15 protein-coding genes are annotated in these 22,961 nt (G+C 59.6%); 10 read left to right on the top strand and 5 right to left on the bottom strand.

From position 1 onward, the window contains the following. Positions 1-86 precede the first annotated feature (86 nt). From FHT92_RS05395 to FHT92_RS05380, 4 genes are all read left to right on the top strand, one after another. On the top strand, positions 87-230 hold the full coding sequence (locus FHT92_RS05395) for a hypothetical protein (protein WP_183749007.1): 144 nt from the start codon (positions 87-89) through the stop codon (positions 228-230). 308 nt (positions 231-538) lie between these two features. Beyond that, positions 539-3,067: a HAMP domain-containing methyl-accepting chemotaxis protein gene (locus FHT92_RS05390; protein WP_183823048.1), complete on the top strand. Its 2,529-nt coding sequence runs from the start codon at positions 539-541 to the stop codon at positions 3,065-3,067. 254 nt (positions 3,068-3,321) lie between these two features. Next, positions 3,322-5,166: a methyl-accepting chemotaxis protein gene (locus FHT92_RS05385; RefSeq protein ID WP_183823046.1), complete on the top strand. Its 1,845-nt coding sequence runs from the start codon at positions 3,322-3,324 to the stop codon at positions 5,164-5,166. 304 nt (positions 5,167-5,470) lie between these two features. Beyond that, on the top strand, positions 5,471-6,340 hold the full coding sequence (locus FHT92_RS05380; protein ID WP_183823044.1) for a LysR family transcriptional regulator: 870 nt from the start codon (positions 5,471-5,473) through the stop codon (positions 6,338-6,340). An 11-nt stretch (positions 6,341-6,351) separates the two neighbouring features. Here FHT92_RS05380 and FHT92_RS05375 read toward each other — a convergent pair whose 3' ends face one another. The 3 genes from FHT92_RS05375 to aceA form a co-directional block, all read right to left on the bottom strand. Next, positions 6,352-7,452: a helix-turn-helix transcriptional regulator gene (locus FHT92_RS05375; protein WP_183823042.1), complete on the bottom strand. Its 1,101-nt coding sequence runs from the start codon at positions 7,450-7,452 to the stop codon at positions 6,352-6,354. Between the two features lie 103 nt (positions 7,453-7,555). Further along, complete coding sequence (locus FHT92_RS05370; RefSeq protein WP_183749012.1) at positions 7,556-7,792, bottom strand: hypothetical protein; 237 nt, start codon at positions 7,790-7,792, stop codon at positions 7,556-7,558. Positions 7,793-7,805: 13 nt separating this feature from the next. Continuing rightward, the gene (gene aceA / locus FHT92_RS05365; protein ID WP_183823040.1) at positions 7,806-9,095 is read right to left on the bottom strand and encodes an isocitrate lyase; all 1,290 of its coding nucleotides are present in this window, start codon (positions 9,093-9,095) and stop codon (positions 7,806-7,808) included. A 180-nt stretch (positions 9,096-9,275) separates the two neighbouring features. Between aceA and FHT92_RS05360 the strand changes: the two genes are divergently transcribed. From FHT92_RS05360 to FHT92_RS05340, 5 genes are all read left to right on the top strand, one after another. Then, complete coding sequence (locus tag FHT92_RS05360) at positions 9,276-10,670, top strand: short-chain fatty acyl-CoA regulator family protein (protein WP_183823038.1); 1,395 nt, start codon at positions 9,276-9,278, stop codon at positions 10,668-10,670. Between the two features lie 126 nt (positions 10,671-10,796). Then, entirely contained in the window at positions 10,797-11,894 is a 1,098-nt protein-coding gene (locus FHT92_RS05355) for a polyamine ABC transporter substrate-binding protein (RefSeq protein WP_183823036.1), read from the top strand. A gap of 88 nt (positions 11,895-11,982) precedes the next feature. Further along, a complete protein-coding gene (locus FHT92_RS05350; protein ID WP_183823034.1) occupies positions 11,983-13,125 on the top strand; it encodes an ABC transporter ATP-binding protein in 1,143 nt (380 codons plus the stop codon). A gap of 4 nt (positions 13,126-13,129) precedes the next feature. Continuing rightward, entirely contained in the window at positions 13,130-14,041 is a 912-nt protein-coding gene (locus FHT92_RS05345) for an ABC transporter permease subunit (protein ID WP_183749017.1), read from the top strand. A 2-nt stretch (positions 14,042-14,043) separates the two neighbouring features. After that, positions 14,044-14,862: an ABC transporter permease gene (locus tag FHT92_RS05340; RefSeq protein WP_183749018.1), complete on the top strand. Its 819-nt coding sequence runs from the start codon at positions 14,044-14,046 to the stop codon at positions 14,860-14,862. Here FHT92_RS05340 and FHT92_RS05335 read toward each other — a convergent pair. Beyond that, positions 14,859-16,757, bottom strand: a complete 1,899-nt coding sequence (locus FHT92_RS05335) for an AsmA-like C-terminal region-containing protein (RefSeq protein WP_183823032.1) — start codon at positions 16,755-16,757, stop codon at positions 14,859-14,861. The genes FHT92_RS05340 and FHT92_RS05335 overlap by 4 nt on opposite strands. Before the next feature lie 162 nt (positions 16,758-16,919). Here FHT92_RS05335 and FHT92_RS05330 point away from each other — a divergent pair, with 162 nt between their 5' ends. Continuing rightward, on the top strand, positions 16,920-18,872 hold the full coding sequence (locus FHT92_RS05330; RefSeq protein WP_183823030.1) for an acetoacetate--CoA ligase: 1,953 nt from the start codon (positions 16,920-16,922) through the stop codon (positions 18,870-18,872). Between the two features lie 274 nt (positions 18,873-19,146). On the opposite strand, the gene FHT92_RS05325 is transcribed toward FHT92_RS05330, so the two are convergent. Beyond that, positions 19,147-22,866: a PAS domain-containing sensor histidine kinase gene (locus tag FHT92_RS05325; RefSeq protein ID WP_183823028.1), complete on the bottom strand. Its 3,720-nt coding sequence runs from the start codon at positions 22,864-22,866 to the stop codon at positions 19,147-19,149. Positions 22,867-22,961: the final 95 nt, after the last annotated feature.

Below are 22,961 nucleotides of genomic sequence, written 5' to 3'. Positions count from 1 at the left end.
CAGGTTGGCAAATCATTCCTAAATGAAGCTTTACCGGCAAGCCGTTTTATTGGATTGTTGTGCTTAGATAGAAGTGAGGTTTCGCAATGGACAGAAACACTCGACGCTCCCGCGCCATCGCAATCGCCCAGGCAAAGCCTGATACGAAACTCGTAGCTCTGCGCTATCTGATGCTTGCCGCCGGCGCGACCGCCGCCAGCATTGCGGTTCTTCTCTCCCACTTCATCTGATCTTTCGGCAGCTTGATGGAAGTCGTCTGGTCTCGCGGCTGATCTATTGCAATTCCATAGCGCGCGGTTTGCAACTATTGTGCGAGAGCGGCTGATGCGCGCTTAATGTTTATCCGAAAATTAACATATAATCTGACACATTAGGGACGATTATTTGGGTGTTTCCGGCCTTTGCCGGTAATGAAATGGCAATGACTGCCGCCCTTTCAGGGTTTCCCCAACTGTTAGTAGATCAGCTCGATATGCACCCGGCTGGCGCCAGAAAGGCCGCCGGCGGGAGGGGTGGTGTATGAAAGGCACAGCGCGCCATGTTCATTGACAAGATTCTGTCTCGTTTCAAAATTCAGACTAAGGTTCTGATTTTTGTTCTGCCATTCGTCGTCACCATTTCCGCCGTCGGTCTGACCGGTCTTTATGCCTCAGGTCTGCTGCAGGGCCGGATGGAGATTTCCAACAGCGTTCTCCAGTCGCTGAGCGGGTTCAAGGATCTCTACGCTTCGATGGATGACTTCCTGCAGACCACCAACGAGCAGGCGCGTGACAAGCTCCATGCCGATATCAAAACCCAGGGGCAGACGCTGAACGCCACCATGGCGCAGATCGGCGACAATGCCGGTCATGAAAACCTGCAGGCTGCTATCGAGGGCACGAACGGCATTTCGGATACTGTCGGTAAGCTCTGGACGCTGCACGAGCAGGAGGTGGCCCTTCGTAAGCAGATCGACGATGCCCAAAAGGTGATGATCACCAACCGCTTCAACGTCAGCTACGACGCCAAGCAGTTGGAAGAAAATATCCGCACAGACGAAGGCAATGCGACGGCAACGCTGCGCGCAGCCGACCGTCTGCTGAAGGGCGGTGATACGCTGGCGGCCGCCATGAACGATTTCAACAAGGCGCAGACTCCGGCTGACAAGCTTAAGGCCGTCACCGATGCCCTTCCTGCGATCGTCAAGGCGCAGCGCATGATCGAAATCTCCGTTCCGCAGAACCAGAAGAGCATGACGCAGTCGATGGCGCAGACCGTCAGCGATCTGAAGGCTCAGGCAACTGCGCCGGATGCCGGTACGGATGACGGCGTTGCCAATCTCGGCCGTCTCGTTTCCCGCTTCCGCCAGATGTCCACTTACACCCAGCTGACCGCCACCCAGATGATGCGTGAGGCAACGACGACCTTCGTGGAACTCGACAGCCGCATCGCTCAGACGAATTCCGTGCTGGAAGACACCCGGCGCCTTGAGAGCTCCATTTATTCGCTGCAGCTCGTGCTTGCCGAGTTCAATGCCAAGCCGAACAAGGAAAATCGCGTTCGCCTGAACCAGGAGGTCGCCACGCTCAACACCATGCTGAATACCCTTCAGGCAAGCGCCAAGGGTATGAATTTCGCCGGTGACATCGTCGACGCGATTACGCCTGCTCTCGCTTCGATGGACAAGGGTGCACAAAGCCTCGTCGATGTGATCAATCAACGCACGACCGATTATGCCGCAGCGCGACAGCAGCTCGACGGCGTCTGGGGCCAGCTCACCAGCTTCGCGGAACAGCAGAAGCAGACTGCCGGCACCGAGCGTGAACAGGCCAACAGCATCTCCGTCGGTACGACAGCGCTAGGCATCCTAGTTTCCATCGTCGGCGGCATCGCACTGGTGCTGACGCTGCAGCGGCCGATCGCCCAGATCACCGCCGCCATGCGCCGCATCGCCGAAGGTGCGCTCGATACCAACATTTCCGGTGAGAAGCGTTTCGACGAAATCGGCGACATGGCCCGCGCGCTCGGCATCTTCAAGGAAAATGCCATCTCCAAGATTCGTATCGAGGAGCAGAGCGACGAAGAGCGTCAGGCCGCCGAGCATGAGCGCCAGCGCAACGATGCTGAAAAGCGCGAGATGGACCGCCAGATTGAATTCGCGGTCAACGCGCTTGCCGCCGGCCTCGAGCGTATGTCGCAGGGTGATATCTCGACGACGATCGAAACGCCCTTCATCGGCCGTCTCGAACAGCTCCGCCAGGATTTCAACGGTTCGATGCTGCGCCTGCAGGCCACGATGAGTCAGATCCGCGATAACGTCCAGATGATCCAAGGCAACGGCAACCAGATGGCCCAGTCCGCCGAAGATCTCTCCAAGCGCACCGAGCAGCAGGCCGCGTCGCTGGAGGAAACCGCCGCCGCTGTCGATCAGATCACCGTCACCGTACGCTCGTCTGCCGAGCGTGCCAAGGATGCCGACCAGATCGTCCGCCAGGCCAAGCGCAGCGCCGACGACTCCGCCGTCGTCGTTAACAACGCGATCGATGCCATGGGCCGTATCGAAGATGCATCGCGCCAGATCGAGCAGATCATCGGTGTCATCGACGAGATCGCCTTCCAGACCAACCTGCTCGCTCTGAACGCCGGCATCGAAGCCGCCCGCGCCGGTGAGGCTGGCAAGGGCTTTGCCGTCGTCGCCATGGAAGTCCGCGAGCTTGCCCAGCGCTCTGCCGCTGCCGCGCAGGAGATCAAGGGCCTCATCAACAAGTCGACGAACGAGGTCAATTCCGGTTCGCAGTTCGTACAGGAAACCGGAACGGTTCTCGCCAAGATTAGCGCCCAGATCGTCACGATCAGCCAGCATGTCGAAATGATCGCCCGCGCAAGTCACGACCAGTCGAGCGCGCTACAGGGGGTCAACTCCACCGTCAACCAGATGGATCAGATGACCCAGCAGAATGCTGCGATGGTGGAAGAAACCACTGCAGCAAGCCGCGAGCTTGCAAACGAGGCAGACGCACTGCTGCATCTCGTGCAGCAGTTCAAGATCGATGGCGGCAGCGACGTGCAGATGTGCCGCGCCGCCTGATTCCGATATTCAACCCGCAATAAAAATGGCTCCATTTTCGGGGCCATTTTTGTTTTTGCTAAAATCTCCCTCAGGTTGTGCGAAATTGGATGGACTGAAATTTTCTGCCTCGGTGGCGACTGCGATGCTCATCAAGTCGTACTAAATTTGAAAAAACGCAAGTAAAACGCCTCGCGCAGCCCGGTGTTAAGGGAAAATTTTCCCTAACGCATTCTTATGAACCTGATACCGATTGTGTTTGCCAGAGGTTCCAGATGCTGCGTTTCTTTTCGACATCCATCGTGCGTCAGATCGTTGCGATCACGCTGCTTCTGCTTGCGGTCAGCACCGCAGCGATTGTCGGCGTGACCTATTACAATCTCGGCAGCTATGTCATGGATAGCGCGGTATCCGACGCGAAGGATGCAAGCCGCTCGATGGCGGTTCTCTATGGCGCAAGCGATGCTGATGTCCGCATCGATGTGAAGGACAACGTTCTGTCCGGCGTCACCGAAGATAAGATTCCCGCTTTCGGCGACTATTCGCTTGTTGATCGCACGGCGCAGTCGATCGCCGGCGTTGCCACCATCTTCGAAAAGCAGGGTGGCGATTACGTCCGCGTCTCCACCAATGTGAAGAAGGAAAATGGCGACCGTGCCGTTGGCACCAAGCTTGCCGCGGATCATCCCGCCCAGCCTGTGCTCGCACAGGGTAATGCCTATTACGGTCCGGCAGATCTGTTCGGCCGCAAGTTCATGACGGGCTATTTCCCGGTCAAGAATCCGTCGGGCGCCACGATCGGCATCCTCTTCATCGGCATACCGATGGAAGTCTATTACCAGCGGATGAACGAGCTGCAGACGCTGGTTCTTAGCGTCGGCGCCGTGGTGATGCTACTCGTCGGCGTGCTCGCTTTCTATGCGATCCGCCGTTCCGTGAGGCCGATGCAGGCGTTGACATCAAGCGTGCGTGCCATTTCGTCGGGTGATCTCGTCAGCGCCGTCCCCTGCGTCGAAAAGAAGAACGAATTCGGCGACATCGGCCGCGCGCTCGCTCTCTTCCGCGACAGCGCGGTGGTCCGACAGGAACTGGAAACGCAGGCCGCCGAACAGCGGGCCCTGAACGATGCCGAGCGCAGCCGCAACGATGCGGAGAAGCGCACGCTCGACGGCCAGATCGATTTTGCCGTCAATCAGCTTGCCGCCGGTCTGGGGCGCCTGTCCCAGGGTGATGTTTCGCAGACCATCGAAACACCCTTCGTCGGCCGGCTCGAACAGCTCCGCATGGATTTCAACACGTCGCTCCTGCGCCTTCAGGATACGCTGACGCGCATTCGGGCAAGCGCCGCTTCCATCCAGCGCAACAGCGGTTCGGTTTCCGCCTCGGCTGACGAACTCTCCAAGCGCACGGAATCCCAGGCCGCAAGTCTCGAAGAAACGGCTGCTGCCGTCGAACAGATCACGGTTACCGTCCGCTCGTCGGCCGAACGCGCCCATGAGGCAAACAATGTCGTCGCCGCGACCAAACGGACGGCGGACGGTTCCGGTACCGTCGTCGGTGATGCCGTCGCCGCCATGGGCCGCATCGAAGACGCTTCGCAGCGTATCGAACAGATCATCGTGGTCATCGACGACATCGCCTTCCAGACCAACCTTCTGGCGCTGAACGCCGGTGTCGAGGCGGCGCGCGCCGGTGAGGCCGGCAAGGGCTTTGCCGTCGTGGCTCAGGAAGTGCGCGAGCTTGCCCAGCGTTCGGCCAATGCCGCCAAGGAAATCAAGGCGCTGATCGAACAGTCGACCCGCGAGGTAAATGCCGGTTCCGAACTCGTGCAGAAGACAGGCAGCGTGCTCGCCTCGATCAGCCACGAGATCATCGCAATCAGCGGTCACGTCGAGACCATCGCCACGGCAAGCCGCGACCAGTCCGCCGCCCTTCAGGACGTCAACAGTTCCGTCAATGCGATGGACCAGATGACGCAGAAGAATGCCTCGATGGTTGCCGAAGCCACGCAGGCAAGCCGCCAGCTGGCAGAAGAGGCCGACATGCTGATGGCGCTCATCGAGCAGTTCCGGCTTGCCGAAGGCGCTGCCGCTCATGGCCGCGTGAGACAGGCGGCCTGACATCCGCATTCATTTCTGCCGGGCTGCACTTTCGTGCGCCCGGCGCCTCTATTTTCCGGCTCGGTTAGCCAGGCGACAAATCGCACTAAGGGGCCGCTTGCAACCGTATTGTAAAACGCGTCTTCGTCTTTTATCCGGTCGCGTCTCGTTTGCTGCAGCAATCTAGCCCGCTGCATCCGGCCAGCAATATCTGCGATCAGAAAACACTCAATCATCGTGATGTCCTTTCGTTTGTGGACATCGATTGATCTACACATCAAAATCCGCTTCTTAAACAGGCGAAATCCCATTATGTCTTTCACTCATGAAAAGCGGCAATTGGGATTCCTATCAGCTTTTCCTGCAGGTTGCCCGCAGCGGCGGTCTGACGGGCGCAAGTGCCGCCACTGCTTTGAGCCCGGCGACGATCGGCCGGCGCATGCTCGATCTCGAGCAGGAACTCGGCCGCGCACTCTTTCACCGCAGCCAGACAGGCTACCGCCTGACCGCTGATGGACAGACCCTCGTCGATCATCTGCAGGAGATGGAAGCCGCCGCCCGCAAGGTCGAAGCATGGCGGCAATCGTCCGAGGGTGGGGCCACCGTCAGGATCGCTGCCGGCACATGGATCTCTTGGCTGCTGACCGAGAATTTTTCGGCGATCCGCATGCCGGGAGATACGTTCGGCATCTCTCTGGCGATTGGCGAGGCGCGAGCGAACCTGAATTACCGGGAAAGCGATATCGGCATCCGCGCCTTTGAGCCGGAGGAAAGCAATCTCGCCGCCCGTTTGCTCGGCGAAGTCGCCTATGCGGTCTATGTCAGGCGCAATGCCAGCCAGGACGATGGCAGGTGGATTGCCGTTGGCGCGGAGGATGCGATCTCCTCCTACCTGCGCTGGCCCTATCAGAATGCGGGATCCGCCATCGTCGCGACGGTCAACCGTCCGCGCTCCCTGCCGGATCTGGTGCGTGCGGGTGCGGGAAAGGCGGTGCTGCCCTGTTTCGTCGGCGATCTCTATCCCGAACTGGAACGGTGCGGTGGCGAACTGCCTGAGCTGCGTCACCGCCAATGGATCGTCATGAATGCCGAGGATCGTCACCGCCCGGAAATCCGCACGGTCGCCGACCGAATGACGAAGCTCTTGAAAAGCTACACCGATCTCTTCGCCGGTAAGCGCGCCAGCCGCGGTTAGCCGGAATTGCGTTACGGCATCAGCCGCCGCACGAGCGCTACCTGGCTGTTCACCCCGAGCTTCGAATAGATGTTCTTGAGATGCGACCGCGCCGTCTCATAGCTGACATCGTTCGTCCGTGCGACCTCGCGCAGCGACAGGCCCGCCGCGATGCCGGCAGCGATCCGCATTTCCGCCGCCGTCAGCTGGTCGATGCGCGGTAGGGCGTCGTTGAGATCGGGCCGCAATGGAACGCTCGTCCGCTCGATGATCATCGCCACCATCGGTCCTTCAAGAAATTGAGTGACGAAATCCGATTGCATCTTCACCAGCGTGCATTTGAAGCTGCTGTTCTTCATCCTGATTAGCGTGCTCGCCGGCGAAGCTGTCTGCAAGCGGTTGCGCAGCAGCACCGACAGACGGGAGGCGAGCTCCCCGTCATCGATCACGATCCGCCCGGTCGAGGTGACGCCGATCGCCTCGCCCTCCGCGATCATGCGCTCCGCCTCAGCGTTGATGGAGCGGATATTCTGATCCTCGCCGATATAGACGATGCCGACGCCGATCGCGTCGAAGAGCGCCAGTCCGTTTTCATTGTTATGAGGGTCGCGGTGCTCGCGGCGAATGAAATCGAAAGCGCGGCGCAAATGCGGCGCCAGGTCGCTGAGCAGTTCGGCATTGCTGCGATTGAAATCCGGATCGGAAGACGAGGTCAGCGTCGAAAGGTTGAAGGAGCGTCCGCGTTCGCGCATGATCGTCACGCCGACACTGCTTTCGCAGCCGATCCAGCGAAGGTAATCGCCGTAGAACTCCGTCTTCAGAAGCTGCTCGCGCGGCAGCATCTGATCGGCGATCACGCCAAGGCCGATCGGCCGGGTGGCGGCGCGCGGCATCCACGGATTGATGGCCGCATAGTGGTGGTTATAGGCGTCGCTTTCCTTTTCCGTGAGACCGGAGGAAAGGGAGAGACCGCCGGTGCGCGCTACGGCATCGTGGAAAAACAGCGTCGACTTGGCATCAGGCATCGTCGCGGTCAGCGCGTCGAGAAAGGCTTGCCACGACGTCTCGCCGAAGAGCGCGCCATAGATCAGATCGGTCAGAACGTCGAGTTTTGCGTGCGGCGGACCGGGCATATGCATTCCGTTCGAAGATATGCTCAATTATGCCGCGACTCCGCCAGGCAGACAATTGCGTCAAATAGCGTAGGTCCGGCGGTCTCTACCACCGGACCTACCCTTAATTTCTGTTTGCGACGATGACCGGGATCAATAGATCGCCCCAATTGCCGTCGCCGCCATGATGCCGGGCGGAGCGCACCAGCTCCACCGAAACACCGGCCTCGACCGCCTTCATTACCGACTGGTTCAGCCTGTGCAGATCGTTGGCGAGCATACGGATCACCGTCTGCTGGTTATCAGTCATGCTGCTTGCCTGTTCTTCCGTCCGTTCGCGGACGCGTGCGATGGATGCCATGTTTTGTTCTCCTCTACTCGGCAGCCGGTTTGAACTGGGCGTGTTCGGTTGATTCTCCCATGGCCGTCGTCGAAGCACGGCCGCCCGATATCGCCAGCGACACGGCATCGAAATAGCCGGTGCCGACTTCACGCTGATGCTTGGTGGCGGTATAGCCGCGCGCTTCCGCCGCGAATTCCGCCTGTTGAAGCTCGCAATAGGCCTCCATCTGCCGCTCGCGATAATCGCTGGCGAGCTCGTACATGCCGTAGTTCAGCTGATGGAACCCGGCGAGTGTGATGAACTGGAACTTGTAGCCCATGGCGCCGAGTTCGCGCTGGAACTTGGCGATGACAGCATCGTCGAGGTTTTTCTTCCAGTTGAAGGATGGCGAGCAATTATAGGCAAGCAGCTTGCCGGGATGCACTTTGTGGACGCCTTCGGCAAAGCGGCGTGCTTGTTCCAGGTCAGGCTTCGACGTTTCGCACCAGATGAGGTCGCAATGGTTCGCATAGGCGACCGCACGTGCAATGCAGGGTTCCAGCCCGTTGCGAACCTGATAGAAGCCCTCGACCGTGCGTCCGGCATCATAATCGACGAAAGGCTGGTCGCGCTCGTCGATGTCAGAGGTCAGAAGTTTGGCCGCTTCGGCATCGGTGCGGGCGATGACGAGCGTCGGCACACCCATGACATCGGCCGCAAGCCGCGCCGCGTCGAGATTGCGGATATGCGCGGCGGTCGGGATCAGCACCTTGCCGCCAAGATGGCCGCATTTCTTCTCCGAAGCCAGCTGATCCTCGAAATGAACGCCGGCTGCTCCCGCCTCTATGTAGGCTTTCATGATCTCGAAGGCATTGAGCGGTCCGCCGAAACCGGCTTCAGCGTCAGCGACGATGGGCGCAAACCAGGTCTCGACCGAAAGTGCTTGACCTTCCGCCGTCTCGATCTGATCGGCGCGCTGGAGCGTCCGATTGATGCGTTTAGCAAGCTCCGGCCCGGCATTGGCGGGATAGAGCGATTGATCCGGATACATTGCTGATGCCGTGTTGGCGTCGGCTGCAACCTGCCAGCCGGAAAGATAGATCGCCTTCAGCCCGGCGCGTACCATCTGCATGGCCTGGTTGCCGGAGAGCGCGCCGAGCGCATTGACGAAATTCTCCTCATGCAGAAGCTGCCAGAGACGGGCAGCCCCCATTTCGGCCAGCGTGTAGCGAAGCGCGACGGAGCCGCGCAGACGCTCTACATCGGCGACGGAATAGGGCCGTTCGATACCGTCGAAACGGCCAGCGGGGGCATTGCGGATGAGCTTGTAAAAATCTGTCATGCCAATCTCCTCTTTGACTTCCTACGCCTGAGCGCTGATGACAGAATTTACAAAAGTGAAGAAATTATCCAGAAAAACCTTTGATTACAGGCCAGGAAAGAGGTTAGGATGAGCAGAATTTACAGGATTTTTTTGTAATTTTGTAAAAAATTGTAAACTCCTGACTGTAAAGGATGTGACATGGCGGAACGGAAGATATTTGCGGGGCCGAAAGTCAGGCGTATCCGCAATGCGCTGGCATTGACTCAGACTGCCATGGCCGAGGCGCTGGAGATATCGCCTTCATATCTGAATCTGATTGAACGCAATCAGCGCCCATTGACGGTACAATTGCTGCTCAAGCTCTCTTCCGTCTACCGCATCGATCTTGAGGAACTGCAGGGTGAAACTCCCGGCGGCCTTGGCCAGCTGAAGGAAGTGTTCGCCGATCCGTTGCTGTCGGGTGAGTTGCCGGGTGATCAGGAACTTGTCGAAGTGGCCGATGCCGCGCCGAACGCGGCCGGTGGCGTGGTCAAGCTCTACCGCGCCTATCGCGAGCAGGCCGCCCGGCTTTCCGACCTGACCGCCTTGATGGCGGGGGACGACCGTGTGCCGGTCGCGTCCGGCCGCCTGCCTCTGGATGAGGTGAGGGAGGTGCTGGAGCGCCGTCCCGCCTATTTCGCCGACATCGAGGCGGCGGCCGAAAGTTTCGCCAATGGACTTGCTGCCGGCGGTGACCTGAAGGACTGGCTGAAGAACGAGCGCGGCATCGCCACTCGCATCCTGCCTGTCCACGTCATGCCGGATCTGCGTCGCCGCTTCGACCGTCACTCGATGCGGCTTTTTTTATCCGAGCGCCTTTCGCGGGCCGATCAAGCGCAGGAGATAGCCATCGAAGTGGCCAGGCTCGCCCTGCGGCCCGAGATCGAAGCCGCGCTCGACGAGTTGCCCTTGTCATCCGACGAGGCGCGGCGCATCGCCCGCTTCGAACTCACGCGCAGTGCGGCGCTCGCCTTGCTGATGCCGTACGGAGCCTTTCTTCTTGCCGCACAGAATACCCGATACGACATCGATCTCATCCGCGCCCGTTTCGCTGTTTCCTTCGGCCAGGCTGCGGCGCGCCTCGTCATGCTGCAGCGTCCCGGTGCTGCGGGCATTCCGTTCTTTCTCATGGAGCGCGATGCCGTTGGGCATGTGATCCACAGGGCAGGCGCCCACGGGTTTCCTCAGGCACGCTTTGGCGGCAACTGTCCGAAGCTCAATATCCATGCAGCCTTTCAGGAGCCCGGAAGGATATTGGCAGAAACGGTCGTCATGCCCGACGGTTCGACTTTCCTGACGGTCGCACGCACGCTGGAAGGGCCTGTTGTCGAATTCGGCGAACGGGTGCGGCGCACGGCTCTGCTGATCGGTTGCGATGCCGCCCTGCGCGACAGTCTTGTCTACGGTCGAAGCGATGTCCTACCGGTCGCCGTCGGCCCCGCCTGCCGCCTTTGCGAGAGGCGCGGATGCCTTTCGCGGGCCGAGCCGCCGCTCACCCGTCCACTCGCACTGGACGAGACTTCCGCCGGCCTTGGAAGCTTCGATTTTCAGTGATTGTGAAATCGTTGACACTGCAGGATTTTGCGCTTGTAGGCTCAGAAATTCCTTTCTAGTCTGCGTTCAAACCAGAGGGAAGAAGAGGTGTCCGGTGGCGCGACGCCTTTAAAAACAGGAGATATTATGAGGTCAAGAATAGCCAGCCTGACGGCAGTTGCCGTTGTCGCTCTCCTTACTGCTGCGCCGGCCTTCGCCCAGGAGCGCGTGGTCAACGTCTACAACTGGTCCGATTATATCGACAACTCAATCCTTGAAGACTTCACCAAGGAAACCGGTATCAAGGTTGTCTACGACACGTTCGATTCCAACGAAACCGTGGAAACCAAGCTGCTCGCTGGAGGCACGGGTTACGACGTCGTCGTTCCGACAGCAGACTTCCTGCAGCGGCAGATTCAGGCCGGCGTCTTCCAGAAGCTCGACAAGTCCAAATTGCCGAACCTTTCTAATATGTGGGATGTGATCCAGCAGCGCACTGCTGAATATGATCCGGGCAACGAATATGCTGTCGATTACATGTGGGGTACCGATGGCATCGGCTACAACGTCAAGAAGGTCGCTGAAATCCTCGGCCCCGATGCCAAGCCCGGCCTTGAAGTGATCTTCGATCCGAAGGTTGCCGCAAAATTCAAGGATTGCGGTATCTATGTGCTCGATACGCCGAAGGACGTGATAACCACGGCGCTGCGATATCTCGGCCTCGACCCGAACTCCACCAAGGCCGAGGATTTCAAGAAGGTCGAAGAGTTGCTGACGGCCGCTCGCCCCTACATTCGCAAGTTCCACTCGTCCGAATACATCAACGCCCTTGCCAATGGCGATATATGCATCGCCTTCGGCTATTCCGGCGATATGCTGCAGGCCCGCGACCGCGCGGCCGAAGCCAAGAATGGTGTGGAGGTCAACTACTCGATTCCTGTGCAGGGTGCACAGATGTGGTTCGACATGATGGCGATTCCCGCCGATGCCAAGCATGTGGCCGAAGCCCATGAATTTCTGAACTACATGATGAAGCCGGAAGTCATCGCGAAAGCGAGCGACTTCACCTTCTATGCCAACGGCAACAAGGCCTCGCAGCAGTTCGTCAGCAAGGAGGTGCTGGAAGACCCGGCCGTCTATCCGACGGATGAGGTAATGAAGGGTCTTTTCACGGTCCGGCCGTGGGATCCGAAGACCCAGCGCACGGCGACGCGAATCTGGACGAAGGTCGTCACTGGCCAGTAAGATGATACCAGGCCCGGACGGAAACGTCCGGGCCTTTCAATTACCGGCCTGGGGAGGCTGGCTGAAACCGTGTATTTCGGGGAATAATATGAAGTCTCTCGGTAATATCCGCCGCGCGTTCGCGCCATGGACCGATCCGTCTGCAAAACCCTTCATTGCTTTTAAGAATGTCACCAAACGCTTCGGCGATTTTACTGCCGTCAATGACCTGTCGCTGAATATCTATCACCGCGAGTTCTTCGCGCTGCTCGGCGCGTCCGGCTGCGGCAAGTCCACGCTCTTGCGCATGCTGGCCGGCTTTGAGCAGCCGACATCGGGCGAGATCGTGCTCGATGGCGCCGATCTCGCCGGCACGCCGCCCTACAAGCGGCCCGTCAACATGATGTTCCAGTCCTATGCCCTTTTCCCGCATATGACGGTCGAGAAGAACATTGCCTTCGGCTTGAGGCAGGATGGAATGCCGAAGGACGAGATTGCCGAGCGCGTATCGCAGATGCTCAAGCTCGTGAAGCTCGAGCAGTTCGCCTCCCGCAAGCCCAACCAGCTCTCTGGCGGTCAGCGTCAGCGCGTGGCGCTCGCCCGTTCGCTCGCCAAGCGCCCGAAGGTGCTTCTGCTCGACGAGCCGCTCGGCGCGCTCGACAAGAAGCTGCGCGAGGAAACCCAGTTCGAGCTGATGGACCTGCAGCAGAATCTTGGCCTGACCTTCGTCGTGGTCACCCACGACCAGGAGGAAGCAATGACCATGGCAGATCGAATCGCCGTCATGAGCCATGGCAAAGTGGTGCAGGTCGCAACCCCTGCCGAAATCTACGAGGCGCCGAATTCCCGTTTCGTTGCCGACTTCATTGGCGATGTGAACATCTTCGATGGCAAGGTGACGATGTCAGGGAACGGCGCGGTCGAGCTTGCAGTCGAGAGCGGCTTCACGATCCGTATTGCCGCGCCCGAAACGCCTGCTGTCGGCAATACGGTTGGTGTTGCCATTCGCCCGGAAAAGATCCGCGTCACGCGGGCGGCACCTTTGAATGCTTCGATCAATGCCGCCAAGGGTGAGATCTGGGATATTGCCTATCTCGGTGACATGACCGTTTTCCATATCAGGCTGCCGAGCGGAAAATTCGTCAGAGCCTCCTCCCTCAACGCACAGCGTTCCGTCGACGACCCCTTCACCTATGATCAGGAAGTCTGGGTCTCCTTCGATGAGAATGGTGGCGTGCTGTTGAAGGATTGAGCCTATGGGAACGTTTGCCTCACGCTTCTACAACCGCCTCGTGATCATCATTCCCTATGCCTGGCTACTGCTCTTCTTTCTGGCTCCGTTCTTCATCGTCTTCCGAATTTCGCTATCGACGACGGCAATCGCCATACCGCCGTATGAGCCGGTCTTCGCACTTGCCGACGGCTGGAGCGGCTTCTGGAGCAAGGTCGCGACCTTCTCTTTCGACAATTATGGCTACCTGACCGACGACCCGCTTTACTTCAATGCCTATGTGTCGAGCGTCATGATCGCCGCGATCTCCACCTTCCTGATGCTGCTGATCGCCTATCCGATTGCTTACGGCATGGCGCAGGCGCCGCGGACTGTCCGGCCGACCTTGCTCATGCTCGTCATCCTGCCCTTCTGGACGAGTTTCCTGATCCGTGTCTATTCCTGGATCGCCATTCTGAAGCCGGAGGGGTTGCTAAACCAGCTCCTCCTGTCGCTGCACGTCATCGATAGTCCGCTGATCATTCTCAACACCAGTACAGCCGTCTATATCGGCATCGTCTATTCCTACCTGCCCTTCATGGTGCTGCCGCTCTACTCGGCGCTTGAAAAAATGGACGGTACGCTGATCGAGGCGGCCCAGGATCTCGGCTGTACGCCGATCCAAGCCTTCTGGCGCGTCACCTTCCCGCTATCGATCCCCGGCGTGATTGCCGGCTGCATGCTGGTTTTCATTCCCGCCGTCGGCGAATTCGTCATCCCGGATCTTCTGGGCGGTTCGCAAACGTTGATGATCGGCAAGACACTCTGGAACGAATTCAACGCCAACCGAGACTGGCCGGTTTCCTCGGCGGTCGCGACGATCTTGCTGCTGATCCTGGTGATCCCGATCGTCTTCTTCCAGAATGCCCAGGCCAAAGCCGAAGAGCGAGGTAAATAAGCATGCTGAGATGGACCCGTTTCAATATCATCTCCGTGGTGCTCGGCTTTGCCTTCCTGTATCTGCCGATCGTGCTTCTGGTGGTCTTTTCCTTCAACGAGTCGAAGCTTGTCACAGTCTGGGGCGGCTTCTCCACCAAATGGTATGTGTCCCTGCTGTCGAACCAGGCCCTGCTCGACGCCGCCTGGGTGACGATCCGTGTCGGCCTGCTGTCGGCCACTTTCGCAACCATCCTCGGCACGATGGCTGCGCTGACATTGGTACGCTACACGCGCTTCCGCGGCCGCATGCTGTTTTCGGGCATGATCTACGCACCGCTCGTGATGCCTGACGTCATCACCGGTCTGTCATTGCTGCTGCTCTTCGTGGCAATCGGTCTCGACCGCGGCTTCTGGACCATTACGCTTGCGCATACGACGCTGACCATGTGCTTCGTCGCCGTCGTCGTGCAGTCACGGCTTCTGAGTTTTGACCAGTCGATCGAGGAAGCAGCCCAGGATCTTGGCGCAACGCCGGTGCGCACTTTCTTCGAAATCACGCTGCCGATTATCTCGCCAGCCGTCTTTTCGGGATGGATCCTGGCTTTCACCCTGTCACTGGACGACCTCGTGATTGCGAGCTTCACGTCCGGCCCGGGCGCAACAACATTGCCGATGAAGATTTACAGCCAGGTGCGTCTCGGCGTGACGCCAGAGATCAACGCGGTCTGTACTATCCTGATTGCCATCGTGACGGTTGGCGTCATCTGCGCCTCGATCATCACCAAGCGCCGCGAGGTGCAGCGCGAACGGGATGAGCGGGCCGCGGCTGCGGTCGCTTAAGGTTGAGACTTTGCCGGTCCGTTCAGCAGCGGCACCGGCGAAATCACCGGGTTCGGCCACGAGCCGCCGATGAAAAAGGGCAGGCGCGGCAGATCGACCGCTTTTGCCGGATCGATCGCTTCCAGCACGCCGGAGAGCGCAAGTCCGTTCGACTGATAAGTGATGACGCCTGATAGTGTCAGCGTCTGATCGGAGCCGGCAAATCGCGCATCGTGGATTTCCGCGGTGCCATTGGCGAAGTCAGCCCGAAGATCGAGCTTACTGAAGGCGAAGGATCCGTTTCCGGTGGAGCTTAGCGCGAAGAACGGCTTCTGCGATGCCTGGGTGCGGAGTGCGTAGACATCGACGCCGGGAATGGAGCCCGCCGCCGTCCAGAACCGGAGCTTGCCGGTTACATCGGCAAGTCCCGTCGTCCAGATTGCCTTCGGCGTCTCCAGCGAAAGGTCGAGGGAGCCGATCGCATGCGGCAGCGGCCCCTTGAGCTGCAATTTCTCTGCCAGCGCATTGAAGTCCGCATTGCGGATCGAAAGCTGCAATTTGCCGCCACCATCGAAATCGCGGCGGGTCGCCTCCAGATGGGCAGTCATTTCGCCGCCCTCGAACTGGCTTTCGCCGATATCGAACTTCGCCTCCTCGCCGGCGACGATCACGCTGGCGCCGACATCCGCAAGCGAGAAGATACCCATCTGCGCCTGTCGCGCGGAAAGCCGCACATCGAGATCGAGAAGCTGCAGTGGCCCGAGAGAGTTCGGTAGCAGCGAGTCGCCCAGGCCGCCGACGGCAAGCCTGAGTGCGAAGGCATCGAGGAACGGCTTGAGGTTCATCTGGTCGAAGGCAAGCGTCCCGCCAATCTTCGGCCGCTTGCCAGGTGCGACGGTGAAATCCATCACGCCGGTGGCGCTCGCATCGTTGAGCGTCATGCTGACATTGTTGAAGCGGAAGCCGTTTGTTAAAGACGACACATCCGAGGTCATCGAGGCGCTCTTCAGCGACTCGATCCCCGGTATCGATCTGCCGGACCATTTCAAGAGGGCCGGCACGTCCGGAAAGCTGGCGTTGATATTGCCGGAGACCGAGGAGAGGCTCACCATGCTGCCGACGCCCTGGAAACGCGCAGTCATCAGATTGGAAGCGATCGAGGCCTTCATCTCGGCATTCTTGCCGGCGAAGACGAGCAGTGGCGCGGCCGAGGAAAAGTCGATCTTCACGTCCTGCCCGTTGAATCGGGCGATGAGGACGGCCGAAATTGCCCTCGACAGCTTCGGCCAGGCGATATCGGCTGCGACACTGTCGAAGTGGTAGACATTGCTTGTCCGCGTATCTGTCAGGGTCAGCGTGCCGTCCTCGACGGTCACCGCGCCGATATCGGCGTCAAGCTTCGGAGGGAGAATCTCGGTGCCGTTATTGTCCTGCACACCTGCGATGGCTCGCGCCAGAAGGCCGGCATAACTCCAGTCGATAAGGCCGTTCTCGTCACGCGTCAGCGAGAGGTTGGGCCTTAGCAGGTGAAATTCGTGGAAGCGGGTACGGCCGCGCAGCGCATCGATCAGGCTGAAATCGGCTGAAAGGCTCTCGATGCGGCCGAGCAGTTTGTCGCCGCTTCCGCGCGGCTGGCGGATGGTGACGTCGTTCAGCGTAATGCGTGGCGTCGGCCAGAATTCGAGGACTGGATTGCCCTTGATCTCGGCGTGATAGCCCGTCCATTTCGACAGGGCATCCTCGATGCCCGAGCGCACGAAGCCGGTGGAAATAAGATAGGGAGCGGCGATCCTGAGCGCGAGGAAGAAGGCAAGCCCGATTAACAATATGATGGTGGAGACACGGGCAAATGCCGGCAGCCAGCGCGAGACGGGGCCGATCCTTTTTCGCCATCTGCCTTGTCTTGACGTACCCATGAGCTCCGCCGGAACTTCAGCCGGTTACCCGTTATTTTCTGATTTTGCCGGATATATGAAATACCGGGCATATGCAAATCCCACGCGCGCCGGATCGGGTCGCTGCACACTTTATAATGCAATGCAGCATGCTATAAGTTCTGCATTGGGGAGGAGGATTGAATGCAGGAAAATCAGCCGCTTTGGAAGCCCACGAAAGATGGGATCGAAAATAGCCCGATCCATGCTTTTATGCAGCGCTGCAATGGAGACTTCGGTCTCGCCTTAAAGGGCTTTGAGGATCTGCACGCCTGGTCGATCGCCGATCGGGAGAGTTTCTGGTCGGCCTTGTGGAATTTCTGCGGCGTGAAGGGAGAGCGCGGCGCGAATATTCTCGTGAACGGCGACCGCATGCTGGAAGCACGCTTCTTTCCTGAGGCGCGCCTGAACTTTGCCGAAAACCTATTGAGCGGAAGCGGGCCGGGCGATGCCATCATTTTCCGCGGCGAGGACAAGGTCGAAGACCGATGGTCGTGGGATCGCCTGCGTGCGCTCGTGTCACAGCTCCAGCAGGGCTTTCGCGCTCTCGGTATCGGCGAGGGCGACCGTGTTGCTGCCATGATGCCCAATATGCCGGAAACGATAGCTGCCATGCTGGCGGCAACCTCGATCGGCGCCATCTGGTCCTCCTGTTCGCCCGATTTCGGTGAGCAGGGTGTGCTGGATCGTTTCGGCCAGATTGCGCCGAAGCTGTTCATCGCCTGCGATGCCTATTGGTATAACGGCAAGCTGCAGGACGTGAAACAGAAGGTGGCAAATGTCGCGAAGAGTCTCGGTGTGCCGACGCTCGTAGTCCATTATGCCGGTGATGCAGATGAGGTCGCTCGCGAGACGGCCGGAGGCAATACGCTTGCCGCATTCATCGCTCCCTACGAAGCGAAGCCCGTCGACTTCGTGCAACTGCCCTTTGCCCATCCAGTTTACATTCTCTTCTCCTCAGGCACGACAGGCGTGCCGAAATGCATCGTGCATTCGGCCGGCGGCACACTTCTCCAGCATCTGAAGGAGCATCGCCTTCACTGTGGCCTGCAGCCCGGGGACAGGCTTTTCTACTTCACCACCTGCGGCTGGATGATGTGGAACTGGCTGGCAAGCGGTCTTGCCTCCGGCGCCACGCTCTGCCTGTTCGACGGATCGCCTTTCGCGCCCGATGGCAATGTACTCTTCGACTATGCGGCCGAGGAGAAATTCGCAATCTTCGGGACCTCGGCCAAATATATCGACGCGGTGCGCAAGAGCGGGCTGACGCCGCGCACGAGCCATGACCTATCGAGCTTGCGGCTGATCACCTCCACCGGCTCGCCGCTATCGCCGGAAGGTTTCACCTTTGTCTATGAAGGTATCAAGGAAGACGTCCAGCTTGCCTCGATTTCCGGTGGCACCGATATCGTGTCCTGCTTCGTGCTCGGCAATCCGCTGCAGCCTGTCTGGCGCGGTGAGATCCAGGGGGCAGGCCTCGGCCTTGCCGTCGACGTCTGGAATGACGAAGGCAAGCCGGTCCGTCAGGAAAAGGGTGAGCTGGTCTGCACCAAGGCCTTCCCGTCCATGCCGGTCATGTTCTGGAACGATCCTGACGGCGCCAAGTATCGGGCGGCTTATTTCGAGCGCTTCGACAATGTCTGGTGCCACGGCGATTTCGCCGAATGGACCGAACACGGCGGCCTGATCATTCACGGCCGTTCGGATGCGACGCTCAATCCTGGCGGCGTGCGCATCGGTACGGCGGAAATCTACAATCAGGTCGAGCAGATGGAGGAGGTCGTCGAGGCGCTCTGCATCAGTCAGGACTGGGACGACGACGTGCGCGTCGTGCTCTTCGTCCGGCTGGCGCCTGGCGTGGCGCTGACCGAGGACCTGGTAAAGGCGATTAAGACTCGCATCCGTGTCGGCGCCTCTCCGCGTCATGTGCCAGCCAAAATCATTGCAGTCGCGGATATTCCCCGTACCAAGTCCGGCAAGATCGTCGAACTTGCCGTGCGCGAGGTCGTGCACGGCCGGCCCGTTAAGAATCAGGAGGCACTCGCCAACCCCGAGGCACTCAAGCTTTTTGCCGGACTGGAAGAGCTAAAGGTTTGAAAGCGGCTGCTAAACTACAAGCTTTTGCCGTTGATCAATTCCGCGTTTTGGAAACCTTTCGTTAAGAAAGGTTTGTCAAAGGTGAAGCCAACTTGGAGACCATACATGAAGAGATGGTCTGGAACTGCGGTTCCCGAAACATGACGTTGATCGTCTAAGCTCTTGTTTTACCAGCACCAACTCTCGAAGGCAGCCCTTGGCTGCCTTTTCTTTGGCGAATAATTCCAGCAAAGTTTAGAGCGGTTTTGCGTCCGGAACGCGCGAAAATAAGTGCTTAGCCCGCCAGCACACGCTGCGACGGGAAGGTGATCTCCACCAGCGTGCCTTCGTTCGGCGCGGAATTGATCGAGAAAATTGCCCTGTTGGCATCGACCATCGCCTTGGTGAGCGGCAAGCCGAGACCGGTGCCGTCGCCGCGATGGCGTGACTGCGTGGATGATACCTGGCGGAATGGCTTCATCGCCTGGTCGAGTTCGCTGCGTGTCATGCCGATGCCGGTATCCCGCACCCGCATCGCCACGCTGCCGTTCGCCTCATAGGAGGTGGAAACGACGATCTGCCCGCCAGACGGTGTGAAGCGGATGGCGTTCGACAGGATGTTCAGCGCGATCTGCTTGATCGAACGCAGGTCGGCCACAACATCGGGCACCGACTGCGAAAGGGCAGTGCGGATGATAACCCGCTGGCTGTTCGCCTGCGGCTGCACCAGTGCCACCGCTTCCGAGATCGCCTCGTTGAGGCCCACGGAGGCGAAGTCGAGATCCATCTCGCCCGCTTCGATCTTGGAAATATCGAGCAGGTCGTTGACGATGTCGAGAACATGCCGGCCGGAACGGCCGATGTCGTTTGCATATTCAATATAGCGTGGATGGCCGATCGGCCCGAAGCGTTCGCTCGCCATCATATCTGAAAAGCCGATAATCGCGTTGAGCGGCGTGCGGATTTCGTGGCTGACGCGCGCAAGGAAATCCGTCTTATGAGCATTGGCGGTTTCGGCTGCACCCTTGGCATTGCGCAACTCGTCTTCCGTGCGCTTCCACTGTGTGATGTCGCGGATGACGGCGCAATAGCCGTTGGATGAGGTAAGGCGACCCATGGTCATGAACAGCGGCACGAAACCGCCGGCGGCCTCGCGGCCGATGACCTCGCGTCCGTCGTTCAGCACGCTTGCGACGCCGTGACCGGAAAGCCCGTGCAGATAGTCGAGCACCGCTCTCTGGCTCTCATGCGCAAACAGCATCGCGAAGGGTTTGCCGCGCGTTTCCTGTTCGTCGTAGTTGAAAAGGGCGCTTGCCGAGCGGTTCATCGAGCGGATATCGCCCTCAGTGCCGATGACGACGACGCCGTCGGTTGCCGTCTCCAGGATCGAGCGCAGTTCCTCCACTTCGACCTGCAGCTTGGCAACCTTCTCCACCATGCGGTCGGTGCGTTGGTCGAGCCGGATCACCTCACCTTTGCTTTCTTCCCGGTTTTCGACCGGCATCAGCGCCAGCATCAGGGCGTTGGAATCTTCCCAGCGAACCGATTGCAGACGGGCCGTGACCGGCACCAGCCTGTCATCGGCTTTGACGAGCATCATCGTGCCTGCACCGTTTTCGAGGTCGTGGCGCTGCAGCAATGCATCGATGCCGCCAACTTCGGAGAGGGCTTCGACGGAATCGTAGCCCGTCAGCCGCAGGAATTCCGGGTTGCCATGGATCAGCTGATCGCCGGCATGGATCAACACGGCAACAGGCAGCAGATCGACGGTCGCAGCCGAAAGTCCGTCCGTCATCTTCACGCGCGGCGGAATAAAGCTGGTCAGAACCTCGATCTGGCTGACGGTCTCCTGCAGACCTTCGGTCACGTCGTCTTCGACTTCGTCCGCGGGGATCTCCTCGGCCTCGGCAGCAGCCTCTTCCGGCAGCGGTTCTGCTGCGGCTTCGTAAATCGCTTCCTGAGGCGCAGTCGGCTCGACGGCGGAAGTTTCGGCAACGACATCTTCGACTGTCGCTGCCTGTTCGACATCAGGTTCCGGCTGCGGGGCTGCGACCGGCTCTTCGCTGCGCGCGCCGAAGGCTTCGAGGCGCTTGGCGATCTCGCGGAAATTCGCCTGCTCGGCTGCCGTCAGACCGCTGCTGGCACTGTGCAACTGCACGACCTTGTCGGTGAAGCGGCGGCTCGGCGTTTCGGAAAGGCGCAGCGCCGGCGGCTCTTCCCGCTGCTCGGCAGCATCAGGCTCAGCGGCGGATTGTTCCTCGGCGACAGGTTCTGCTGCTACAGTCTCTTCCGGGTTGGTTGCTTCTGTCGCGGCTTCCACTTCCGGTCCAGTATCTTCTTCGGCATCAGGCTCTGGATTCACTGCATCTTCGGCCTGCGGCACAGCTTCGGCAATTTCCTCAGACTGCTCTTTCGGCAGTTCAGCCTCTTCCGGCGCGGTTTCATCGACCGGGCCAAGATAGGCGGCATCATGGCCGATGCCATCAGGCCCGAGCGTCAGCCCGAGCGCCAATGGATCTTCCTGGGCGTCCGACAGGCGCACAACGCCGAAGCCGCGGAAACCATCGAAGTCGCGGTTGCGCGTATAGGTCGGCAGGGCGGCGAGATCGACAGGCACGACGAGGCTCGTGCCTTCGATCGGCCAATAAATCGTCTTGCCTGACCAAGTGTCGCGTCGCGCTAAGGCCTCGGAGAGCTTTGATTCCGGATCGAGGTTGAAGAGGGCGGCAACTTCGGAGAAAGCGCTGCCGACGATATTGCTCGCATGCGGGCCGACGGACTCAGCAAATTCATGCGAAACTTCGCTGAAGCGGCCTTCCGCATCGATCTTCCAAACGAAGCGGGTGGCACGGCTGTTCGGCTTGAAGACGAAGCTACTTTTCTTCGCCGCCGCTGCGGGTTCAGCGGGTAGAACGGGTGCTGCTGCGAAGTTCTCGGCGACGGAAGCGGCCGGCTCAACCTGCTCGACCACCGGAGCCTCTGCGCGTGTCTCCAAGATTCCTTCCGCCGAGGTCAACGCTTCGTTCGGCTGATCCGCCGGGTGCTCACCGGAGCCTGCGGCGGCTGTTTCGGGCTCGGAACTGCTTTCATCTGCCGACGGTTCGACCTGGGCCTCGACTTTGACCGATTCGTTCATCTGGACCGGTTCCTCGGGCTCCCCGGTAATGTCCTCCAGCGTCTCCTCGACCTCTTCGATACCGGAAACGGCATCGATCGCTTCGGCCTCTGTAAAGCCGGCCACAGGTGCGGGAACACCAGCGATTTCATCCGCTGCGGCTTCCGCTGGCGCAATTTCCTGCGGCGCAGGCTCTTCGGCCTTGGCGGAGGGCTCGATCGGATCGAGATGACCGATCGACGTTTCGACGGCGAAGAGAAGGTGCAGTGCGGGCTCGTCGCTGAGTTTACCGACGGCAGCCGGCAAGTGGCCACGACCGGTCGCAACCGGGCGCTTCACCAGCCGGTCAGGATGAGCGCCGGCAAGCGTGATGAGCGTTCTTGCCGCCTGCTGTGTGATGCCGAGCAAGGCGAAACCTGGCGAAGCGGCAATGACTTCGCCCTCGGCCCCGATCACAGCCATATGCGTATCCGGGTCATCGAGGCCCTGCAGCATCTGCGCAGCGCTTGCGCCTGCCGTCAGCGGCCGCGTGAAAACCGGAACGGAAAACAGGATGGCTTTCTCACCCGAAGCGAGGCGGATGAGCTCCGATGATGCTGGGGCCTGAACGCGCTGGAAGCCCTTGGCGATACGAATGACAAAGGTTTTCTGGTCGCCGATTTCGCCAAGCTGGCGGGCAGTCGCCTCAAGTTGGCGGAAGGTGATGTCGGCGTGGCTGACGCCCTGATCGAGCAGATCATAGACAGCAGTATGGCCAAAAAGTTCAGCACCCGCGCCGTTTGCCCACAGCAAGCGGGAAAGGTCGCCCGAGAACAAAACCATGGCTTCGCCACGCGAAAATCGTTCACGAACCCGCGCATGAACGGCAATATCGATGAACGGATACTGGACTGCGGGCATGATCGAACCTGTCGCTTTCGGCCTTTTAGAATTAACTGCTTATTAATAACTGCAGGTCTGCGACCGGTCCAGAAGAGCAGGGAGCTTTCGGCCGG

It is taken from the genome of Rhizobium sp. BK377, assembly GCF_014193935.1.
Classification (GTDB): Bacteria; Pseudomonadota; Alphaproteobacteria; order Rhizobiales; family Rhizobiaceae; genus Rhizobium.
This window is presented reverse-complemented; position numbering and strand designations above follow the sequence as displayed.

Bases quoted from the DNA above. Each gene is read 5' to 3' on its own strand.
- FHT92_RS05395 (WP_183749007.1), top strand. From the start codon at position 87: ATGGACAGAAACACTCGACGCTCCCGCGCCATCGCAATCGCCCAGGCA.
- FHT92_RS05390 (WP_183823048.1), top strand. From the start codon at position 539: ATGTTCATTGACAAGATTCTGTCTCGTTTCAAAATTCAGACTAAGGTT.
- FHT92_RS05385 (WP_183823046.1), top strand. From the start codon at position 3,322: ATGCTGCGTTTCTTTTCGACATCCATCGTGCGTCAGATCGTTGCGATC.
- FHT92_RS05380 (WP_183823044.1), top strand. From the start codon at position 5,471: ATGAAAAGCGGCAATTGGGATTCCTATCAGCTTTTCCTGCAGGTTGCC.
- FHT92_RS05375 (WP_183823042.1), bottom strand. From the start codon at position 7,452: ATGCCCGGTCCGCCGCACGCAAAACTCGACGTTCTGACCGATCTGATC.
- FHT92_RS05370 (WP_183749012.1), bottom strand. From the start codon at position 7,792: ATGGCATCCATCGCACGCGTCCGCGAACGGACGGAAGAACAGGCAAGC.
- aceA (WP_183823040.1), bottom strand. From the start codon at position 9,095: ATGACAGATTTTTACAAGCTCATCCGCAATGCCCCCGCTGGCCGTTTC.
- FHT92_RS05360 (WP_183823038.1), top strand. From the start codon at position 9,276: ATGGCGGAACGGAAGATATTTGCGGGGCCGAAAGTCAGGCGTATCCGC.
- FHT92_RS05355 (WP_183823036.1), top strand. From the start codon at position 10,797: ATGAGGTCAAGAATAGCCAGCCTGACGGCAGTTGCCGTTGTCGCTCTC.
- FHT92_RS05350 (WP_183823034.1), top strand. From the start codon at position 11,983: ATGAAGTCTCTCGGTAATATCCGCCGCGCGTTCGCGCCATGGACCGAT.
- FHT92_RS05345 (WP_183749017.1), top strand. From the start codon at position 13,130: ATGGGAACGTTTGCCTCACGCTTCTACAACCGCCTCGTGATCATCATT.
- FHT92_RS05340 (WP_183749018.1), top strand. From the start codon at position 14,044: ATGCTGAGATGGACCCGTTTCAATATCATCTCCGTGGTGCTCGGCTTT.
- FHT92_RS05335 (WP_183823032.1), bottom strand. From the start codon at position 16,757: ATGGGTACGTCAAGACAAGGCAGATGGCGAAAAAGGATCGGCCCCGTC.
- FHT92_RS05330 (WP_183823030.1), top strand. From the start codon at position 16,920: ATGCAGGAAAATCAGCCGCTTTGGAAGCCCACGAAAGATGGGATCGAA.
- FHT92_RS05325 (WP_183823028.1), bottom strand. From the start codon at position 22,866: ATGCCCGCAGTCCAGTATCCGTTCATCGATATTGCCGTTCATGCGCGG.